At 68.1% G+C, this 8699-nt stretch carries 5 protein-coding genes and 1 pseudogene; 3 read left to right on the top strand and 3 right to left on the bottom strand.

All coding sequences use genetic code 11. The features are described 5' to 3' along the window. Both DCO49_RS18415 and DCO49_RS18410 read right to left on the bottom strand, forming a co-directional pair. Positions 1-319 (bottom strand): annotated as a pseudogene (locus DCO49_RS18415) (hypothetical protein); the annotation flags it as partial. A gap of 30 nt (positions 320-349) precedes the next feature. Continuing rightward, positions 350-2509, bottom strand: coding sequence for a bifunctional (p)ppGpp synthetase/guanosine-3',5'-bis(diphosphate) 3'-pyrophosphohydrolase (locus tag DCO49_RS18410; protein ID WP_116865230.1), 2160 nt, complete (start codon positions 2507-2509; stop codon positions 350-352). Positions 2510-2752: 243 nt separating this feature from the next. Between DCO49_RS18410 and DCO49_RS18405 the strand changes: the two genes are divergently transcribed. Both DCO49_RS18405 and DCO49_RS18400 read left to right on the top strand, forming a co-directional pair. Further along, positions 2753-3127, top strand: coding sequence for a glycosyltransferase family 2 protein (locus DCO49_RS18405; protein WP_116865229.1), 375 nt, complete (start codon positions 2753-2755; stop codon positions 3125-3127). Between the two features lie 104 nt (positions 3128-3231). Further along, on the top strand, positions 3232-3756 hold the full coding sequence (locus DCO49_RS18400) for a hypothetical protein (protein WP_116865228.1): 525 nt from the start codon (positions 3232-3234) through the stop codon (positions 3754-3756). 47 nt (positions 3757-3803) lie between these two features. Here the strand turns inward: DCO49_RS18400 and hrpA are convergent, their stop codons facing one another. After that, complete coding sequence (gene hrpA / locus DCO49_RS18395) at positions 3804-7886, bottom strand: ATP-dependent RNA helicase HrpA (RefSeq protein ID WP_116865227.1); 4083 nt, start codon at positions 7884-7886, stop codon at positions 3804-3806. Between the two features lie 86 nt (positions 7887-7972). On the opposite strand from hrpA, the gene DCO49_RS18390 reads away from it, so the two are divergent. After that, positions 7973-8521 carry a Dps family protein gene (locus DCO49_RS18390; protein ID WP_079222875.1) on the top strand — a complete coding sequence of 183 codons (549 nt, stop codon included), beginning with the start codon at positions 7973-7975 and terminating at the stop codon, positions 8519-8521. Positions 8522-8699: the final 178 nt, after the last annotated feature.

Genomic DNA, 8699 nt, shown 5'->3' with positions numbered 1-8699 from the left:
GATCGTTGTCGAGGGCCAGCGCGGCCTGGTAGCGTTCGCGCGCGCCGCTGCCATCGGATGCGGTCAGCCGCCCCGCGGCCAGCGCGCGATCGCCCTCGGCCAGCAGCTGTTCAATCTGCGGTTCGTCCCAGAACCAGTCGGCCAGCGGCCTGCGCAGCAGCACCAGCGCCACGAACACCACCACCGCCGCCAGCAGTGCCCAGCGCCAGACCCGGCGCGCGTGACGTGCCTGCAGCCACCACCAGCGGCCCTCGCGGCGAACGCGGTCCAGCGCGGGGTGGTCGGCGCCGTGGCGGCGATGCGGGGGCTCGCGTTCCATGCGTGCAGGGTAGCCGGGGCAGCGTGAAGCTCAGCCCAGACGACGCGCCTCGCTCACGCCTGGCAGGGCATCCAGTTTGCCCAGCAGGTTCGACAGCTGGCCGTAGTCGCTCACCTTCAGGCGCAGCCGCAGGTGCGCGCGGCCACTGTTGCGCACGTTGTCACTGTGGATGTCGAGCACGTACGCGTCTTCCTGTGCGATCAGGTTGGTGATGTCCTTCAGCAGCCAGCGGCGGTCGACCGCGTCGACCACCACGTCCACTTCGTAACCGTTGCCGGCCTGGCCCCATTCCACCGGCAGGATGCGCTGCGGGCTGGCGGCGGACAGGCGCGCCAGCGATGCGCAGTCTGCACGATGCACGGTGACACCGCGGCTACGGGTCAGGTAACCGACGATGGGCTCGCCGGCCACCGGCTGGCAGCAGCGCGCCAGCTGCACAAGCAGATTGCCCACGCCCTGCACGGTGAACTTGGATTTGCCCAGGTTCTCGCGGCGCGCGGTCGGCCGCGGCAGGGTCGGCGCGGGTGCCGGCTGGCTGGCCGCACGCTCGGCTTCCAGCAGCGCACGGCTGACCTGGTTGGGGCCGGTATCGCCCAGCGCCACCTGGATGTACAGGTCGTCGACGCTGTCGGCGTGGAATTTCTTCGCGGCCGCGGCCAGGTCCGAATGCTGCAGGCCCAGCCGCTTCAGTTCGCGCTCCAGCAGCTCGCGGCCGGCCTGCACGTTGCGCGCACGGTCCAGCTTGTGGAACCAGCTGCGCACCTTTTCGCGCGAACGGTTGCTGGCCAGGAAGCCCAGTGCCGGCATCAGCCAGTCTCGGCGCGGGTCGGCCTCCTTGCCGGTCAGGATCTCCACCCGGTCGCCGCTGCGCAGCCGGTAGGTGAGCGGCACGATGCGGCCGTTGACCTTGGCGCCACGGCAGCGGTGGCCGACCATGGTGTGTACCTGGTAGGCGAAATCGAGCGGGGTGGCTCCCTGCGGCAGGTCCAGCACCTCGTCCTTCGGGCTCAGCGCGTAGACGCGGTCTTCGGTCAGCTCGGCATCGAGCGCACCGGCCAGTTCGTTGCCCTGCCCGTCCTGCGCCTGCTCCAGCAGCTGGCGCATCCAGGTGATCTTGCGATCGAAGGCCTTTTCGGCGCCCTTGCTGCCTTCCTTGTACTTCCAGTGCGCGGCCACGCCCAGCTCGGCCTGCGCATGCATGTCGTGGGTGCGGATCTGCACTTCGATGGTGCGCCCTTCCGGGCCGACCACGGCGGTATGCAGCGACCGGTAGTCGTTGGCCTTGGGGCGGGCGATGTAATCATCGAACTCGCTGGGCACCGGCGCCCACAGCGCATGCACCACGCCCAGCGCGGCGTAGCAGGCGGCCACGTCGTCGACCATCACCCGCACCGCGCGGATGTCATAGAGCTGGTCGAAGGCCAGCCGCTTCTTCTGCATCTTCCGCCAGATGCTGTAGATGTGCTTCGGCCGCCCGCTCACTTCGGCATGGATGCCCTGTGCGGCCAGTTCGCGCGACAGCGTCTTCTTGACGTGCTCGACGTAGCGCTCGCGGGCGATGCGCGTCTCGTCCACCTCGCGTGCGATGCGGCGGTAGGTGTCCGGTTCCAAGTGGCGGAACGCCAGGTCTTCCAGCTCCCACTTCAACTGCCAGATACCCAGGCGGTTGGCCAGCGGGGCATGGATGTCACGGGTCAGCTGGGCCAGTGCGCGGCGCTGCTCTTCGTCCAGCTTGTCGGCTGCACGCATGCGCGCCAGCTGCCGCGCCAGCAGGATCGGCACCACCCGCAGGTCGTGGATGATGGCCAGCAGCAGGCGGCGCAGGCCTTCGCTGTTGCGTCCGGCGTCGCGGCCGGCATGCAGCGCCCAGACAGGGTCGGCGGCGTCTTGGCCGTCGAGCAGGCCGATCACCGCCGTCTTGTGGCCGCCCAGCGGCAGCGTGTCCAGATGCGCGCGAAGGCCCGGCAGGTCGAACAGCAGCGCCGCGAGCACCGCGCCTTCGTCGGCCGACAGCAGGGCCAGCGCGTCCAGCGTATCGGCCAGCACCGACCAGCTGCTGCCGCGCATTTCGTGCGAGGTATCGGCAGCTTCCCACAGCTGCAGCAGGGCTTCGCGCAGCGGCGCGGGCAGCACCGCCGCCGCAGGGCGGTTCAACAAGGCTTCCAGGCCGGGGACAGACGCGCGGTTCACAGCAGTCGGGCATCAAAGATAGAGGTCTCTACGGTAACGCTCCGCCCGTTCAGGAACAATCGCCAAGGCCACCATCGGCGCTCATGTGTTCATGCCGGCATCTGACTGTGGCGGTGGCTGCCGCACGTTGCGTCCTGACTGGATGGTTCAGAAAACCACACCGGGTTTACAAAAGCCGGGGCATGGTCGAGGCCGCTGCGGTGGTGTTCCGCAGCATGCCTGCGGGGAGTGCCGATATCGTGGATGGATAACGTTTCACCCGTCACGCTGCTGTTCAATTTCGCCTTCTTCTATCCGATGGTGATGGCCTTCTTCTGGATGGTCGGCGGCATCTACTACTACCTGCGCCGCGCCCTGACGCGCCCTGACGCGCCGCCACGACTGCGCAGCCGGCCGCCGGTCAGCGTCCTGGTTCCGTGTTTCACAAAGCCCCCCCACATCGCCGACACGATCCATGCGATCGCCGCCCAGGTGTACCCGCGCCTGGAAATCATCGCGATCAACGATGGCAGCCGCGACGCCAGTGGCGGATGCCGCGGAGCAGGCCCGGCTGCAGGCACCGCCACAGGTGATGCACACCCTGCGCCGTCACCGGGTGGTGGCCGTGCGCATGGATGAGCAGGCCCGGCCGGTCAGCGCCTGGCGGTCGCATCGCACGCCCCAGGACAGGTGCCGGGTCGCCTGCGCTGCTCTACACTCGGGCCACATCCAGGAGAAACGCCATGTCCCTGCGCCTGCTGCGCCCGCTGTGTGTCGCCCTTGTTCTGTGCACCGTCGCATTGCCGGCCCTGGCCCAACGCGTTGTCGATGGCGATCTGCAGCAGCAGATGAGCCCGCAGGAGTTCAAGGCCGCCGGCCTGGACAAGCTCAGTGCCGCCGAACTGGCCACGCTCAACCGCTGGCTGCAGGGCAAGGTCGAAGCAGCCACAACCCAGGCCGTGGCCGCCGTGCGCGAAGAAGCGCGTGAGGAAGGCCGCCAGGAAGTGATCGTGAAGAACCGCGGGTTCTTCGACTTTGGCAGCAGCGAACCGGTCACCGGCATCTTGCAGGGCGAGTTCCGCGGCTTCGGCAAGGGCCGCACCTACACCCTGGACAACGGCCAGGTCTGGGAACAGGTCGACGCCACCAGCGTGTCCGGCGTGCGCAAGCCATCGCCGAAGGTCAGCATCAAGCCCGGCCTGCTGGGCGTGTGGTACATGAAGGTGGACGGCGTGAACATCCAGGCCAAGGTCCGCCGCACCAAGTAACGTTTCGACCCATGCGATGACGCCGGGCATCACCCGGCGCCATCTGGTCACAGCTGGCGCAGCGCGGTCACCCGCTGTGCCAGTTTCTTCGCAGAGATGCCAGTGCGCGCGCCCAGCTCCTGCGCGAACAGCGAGACCCGCAGTTCCTCCAGGTCCCAGCGCAGCGCCTGCCACTGCGGACGCTCGCGCAGGCCCTGTGCATCCCCTTCGCGCAGCGCATCCAGGAACGGCGTCAGTTCGAGCATGCGCGCCTGGTCGCGCGGCGGATCACGCTTGGCGCGTTCGGTACGCAGGATCATCGCCTTCAGGTAGCGCGGATACTGCGCCAGCGCATCGGCCGGCGTATCTCGCAGGAACCCCGGGTGGATCAGGCCGACCAGCTGCGCTTCCATGTCGTCCAGGTTGCCGCGCGCCCAGCCCATCAGCGGCGCTTCCAGCAGGGGCTTCAGTTCGGCCACCAGCGCCAGGATGGTCTCGGCCAGCTTGAGCCGCGACATCGCCTCGCCGAACAGCGCCTTGGCCGCATGGTCGCGACGCTGCTCGAAGGCCGCCGCATCGCGGATGTCTTCCAGGCCCTCGGCCAGCACCGCGTTCATCGCCGCATCGACCAGATCGCCACGCAGGCGCTCCTGCGATTCGATGGCCGCGTACAGCAGGCCGGTCTTGGGTGCGACCGGCAGCTGCTTGCGTGCCTGCTTCACCTTCTCCGCAAGGGCGATTTCCAGCAGGCGGCGCACGCCCAGCGGATGGGCCTCCTGCGCCTGCTGGCGGTCGGCGAAGATGCGCAACGCCACGCTGTCACCCTCGTCCAGCAGCGCGGGATACGCGGGCACGCCGGCTTCGCCGGGTACCTGCAGCGGAATCGGCGTGCCCGGGAACGTGCGCAGCCCGTCGGCCGCCATTTCGCGGCCGGCACGCGCGGCGAAGGCATCACCGGCACGGCCACCGAACTTCGCACGCAGCGCATCGAGGTCACGCGAGGTCGCAAGCACCTTGCCGTGCTCGTCGCGCAGGCGCAGGTTCATGTGCAGGTGCGGCTCGATCGAACCCGGCTCGAAATCGAGCGCGCTCACCGTTGCACCAGTCGCGCGTGACAGGAAGCGAGCCAGTTCACCGGTGATGGCATCGGCGCTGGGCTGCGGGAACGCCTCGAAGAAGGCGCGGCCGAAGTCCGGTGCCGGCACGTAGTTGCGGCGTATCGCCTTGGGCAGGCTGCGGATCAGCGCCGAAGCCTTGTCGGCCACGAAGCCCGGCGCCAGCCATCCCAGCTGCACCGGATCCAATGCGTTCAGCAGGTGCAGCGGCACGTCCAGGGTCACGCCGTCATCGTCGGAACCCGGCTCGAAGCGGTAGTGCAGCGGCAACCGCGCCTGGCCCAGCGGCAGGTACTTGGGGTAACGCTCCTGCTCGCTGCCCTCACCCGGCAGCAGGTCGACCAGCGACCAGTGCAGGGTCCTGCGCTGTTCCGGCGGCAGCGCCTTCCACCAGGTGTCCAGGCCGGCCGCCGAATGGATCTGCGGCGGCACGCGGTCCAGGTACCAGCGCGCCTGCCAGTCCTCGTCGGCGACGATGCCGGCACGGCGCAGCTTGGCCTCTTCCTCGCGGGCCAGTTCCAGCACCTTCTGGTTGTCGGCGACGAAGCTGGCGCGGGTGTTGATCTCGCCGGTCACCAGGGCCTGACGCACGAAGATGTCATGCGCTTCGCCCGGCTCGATGCGGCCGTAGTGCACCGGCTTCTTCGGCGCCAGCACCAGGCCGAACAGGCTGATCTGCTCGGAGGCCAGCACCTGGCCCTGCGCGCGCGACCAGTGCGGGTCGAAGTGCTTGCGCAGCAGCAGGTGGGGCAGCTCGGCAATCACCCAGTCCGGTTCGATCGCGGCCAGGGTCATGCCCCAGACCTTCTGCGTATCCAGCAGGTTGGCCACCAGCAGCCACGGCGGCGGACGCTTGGACAGCGCCGAGCCCGGGAACGGCAGGAAACGGCGCTGGCGCGGCGCCTGGAAATCGCCCTTCTCGGTGCGGTGGCCGATCTGCGTCGGCAGGCCCGCCACCAGTGCGCGGTGCAGGGTCTGGTAGGCGGCCGCGCGCACGCGCTCGCTGAAGCCACCGCCGGCCGGCGCCTGTTCCTTCTGCGCGCGCGCGGCCACCGGTGCCGGAGCGGCTTCGGTCTTGCCTTCGCGGGCCAGGCGCGCGGCGCGGTGCAGCTGGCCACGGGTGGCCTTCACCGCCGTCGCATCATCACGCGCCGGGGCAGGCGCACTGCTGCCAGCCAACAGCGGTGCCATCGAGGCATCGGTGGTTTCTTCCTTCCAGCCCAGTTCTTCGCACAGCAGGCGCAGCTGGCGGTGCAGCTCGCGCCACTCGCGCATGCGCAGGAAGCCGAGGAAGTGGCGGCCGCACCAGTCGCGCAGCTTGGATTGGGTCAGGTCTTCGTGGGCCTGCCGGTAGCCGTCCCACAGGCGCAGCACGCCGACGAACTCCGAGCGCCCGTCAGCAAACTGCGCATGCGCGCTGTCGGCCGCGCCGCGCGCTTCGGGCGGGCGTTCGCGCGGGTCCTGGATGCCCAGGAACGAAGCGATCACCAGCATCGGCCGCAGGCAGCCAGCGGCCTGCGCGGCCACCAGCATGCGCGCCAGCTTCACGTCCACCGGCAGGCGGGCCATCTGTTTGCCGATGGTGGTCATGCGCCGCTCGGCATCGATCGCGCCCAGCTCGGTCAGCTGCTGCCAGCCATCGGCCACGGCGCGCTCATCCGGCGCTTCCAGGAACGGGAACTCCTCGATGCGGCCCAGGCCCAGCTGCAGCATGCGCAGGATCACCCCGGCAAGGCTGGAGCGGCGGATTTCCGGATCGGTAAACTCCGGCCGCGTCTGGAAATCAGCCTCGGCGTACAGTCGGTAGCAGATGCCCTCGGCGATGCGGCCGCAGCGGCCCTTGCGCTGGTTGGCGCTGGCCTGCGAGATCGGCTCGATGTGCAGGCGGTCCAGCTTGTTGCGCGGGCTGTAGCGCTTGACGCGGGCGAAACCCGGATCGACCACGTAACGGATGCGCGGCACCGTCAGCGAGGTTTCCGCCACATTGGTGGCCAGCACGATGCGCCGGTTCGGGCCCGGGTTGAACACCCGGTCCTGGTCCTGGTTGGACAGCCGCGCGTACAGCGGCAGCACCTCGGTATTGCGGTATTTGCGGCGCTCCAGCGATTGGTGCGCATCGCGGATCTCACGCTCACCGGGCAGGAAGATCAGCACATCGCCGCGCGAATCCAGGCGGGTGATCTCGTCGATGGCCGACACGATGGCGTCGTTGACGGTGCGCTCGCCCTGCGCTTCGCCCTCGCCTTCCAGCGCGCGGTATCGCACTTCCACAGGGTAGGTGCGGCCTTCGACGCTGATCACCGGCGCATTGTCGAAATGCTGGGCGAAGCGTTCGGTGTCGATGGTGGCCGAGGTCACGATCAGCTTCAGGTCCGGGCGCTTGCGCAGCAGCTGCTTCAGGTAGCCCAGCAGGAAGTCGATGTTGAGGCTGCGTTCGTGCGCCTCGTCGACGATGATCGTGTCGTAGTTCGACAGCCAGCGGTCACTGGCGATCTCCGCCAGCAGGATGCCGTCGGTCATGAACTTGATTCGGCTGTCTTCGCTGACCTTGTCGTTGAAGCGCACCTGGTAGCCGACCAGCTGGCCCAGCTCGCTCTGCAGTTCCTGCGCTACGCGGCTGGCCACCGCACGTGCGGCAATCCGTCGCGGCTGTGTACAGCCGATCATGCCGGCCTGGCCACGGCCGGCGGCCAGGCACAGTTTCGGCAGCTGGGTGGTCTTGCCCGAGCCGGTTTCGCCGGCGATCACCACCACCTGGTGGTCGCGGATCAGGCCGATGATCGCCTCGGCTTCACGCGCAATCGGCAGCTGCGGGTCCAGAGTAATGGCCGGCTGCTGTTGCGCCCGCACCTGCCGGCGCTGCACCGACGCCTGCAAGGCCTGCTCGAAGGTAGCGGCCAGCGCCACATCCTGCGGCTTGGCCTGGCAACGCGAGAGCATTCCCAGCAAACGGCCCCGGTCGCGGCTCATGGCGCCGTCGATGGCGGCACGCTGTTGGCGCAGGCGGGGTGACGGATTTTTATCGATAGCGTTCATCAATCGGTTCGTTCAAAACTTTGAAAGCGACCAGTCATCGAGACTGATTTACTGTGAAGGCCAACGATTCCACAAGGAGGAACCCCATGGCGAAGACCAAGAGCACGACCAAGCCCAAGACCGGCAAGCAGAAGCTTGCAGCGGCGGCACCGTCGGCACCCAACATCGATATCGGGATCACCCAGGGCGACCGCAAGAAGATCGCCGACGGTCTGTCGCGGTTCCAGGCGGACGCGTTCACGCTCTACCTGAAGACCCACAACTTCCACTGGAACGTGACCGGGTCGATGTTCAACTCGCTGCACACCATGTTCGAGACGCAGTACACCGAGCAGTGGGCGGCGCTGGACGATGTGGCCGAACGTATCCGTGCGCTGGGTTTCAATGCCCCGGGCTCCTACCGGGAATTTGCTGCGCTGACCTCGATCGCCGAGGAGCCGGGCCTGACCGACAGTGCGGACTGGCGGGAAATGGTACGCCAGTTGGTGGTCGCCAACGAAGCGGTCTGCCGTACGGCACGTGAAGTGCTGGATGTGGCGGACGATGCCGACGACGCCCCGACCGAGGATCTGATGACCCAGCGCCTGCAGACCCACGAAAAGTATGCGTGGATGTTGCGCTCGCTGCTCCAGTAAGGGTTTGGGGGTTTTTCGGCAGGGCTTGCAGCCCTGCACCTGCTTCAAGCGGAAGCCAGAGCAACAGCAGAAGCTGGTTTGCTGAGGGTTGGCGGGGTGGGTCCGGTTGCGGGGGACGCCGTAAATACGTCCATGTAGGCTCGGTCGCGCCATCCATGGCGCTCACGCCCCCGCAACC

The organism is Stenotrophomonas sp. SPM (assembly GCF_003105135.1).
Taxonomy (GTDB): Bacteria; Pseudomonadota; Gammaproteobacteria; order Xanthomonadales; family Xanthomonadaceae; genus Stenotrophomonas.
Note: the sequence above shows the minus strand (reverse complement) of the source record. Positions and strands in the feature narration are given on the sequence as shown.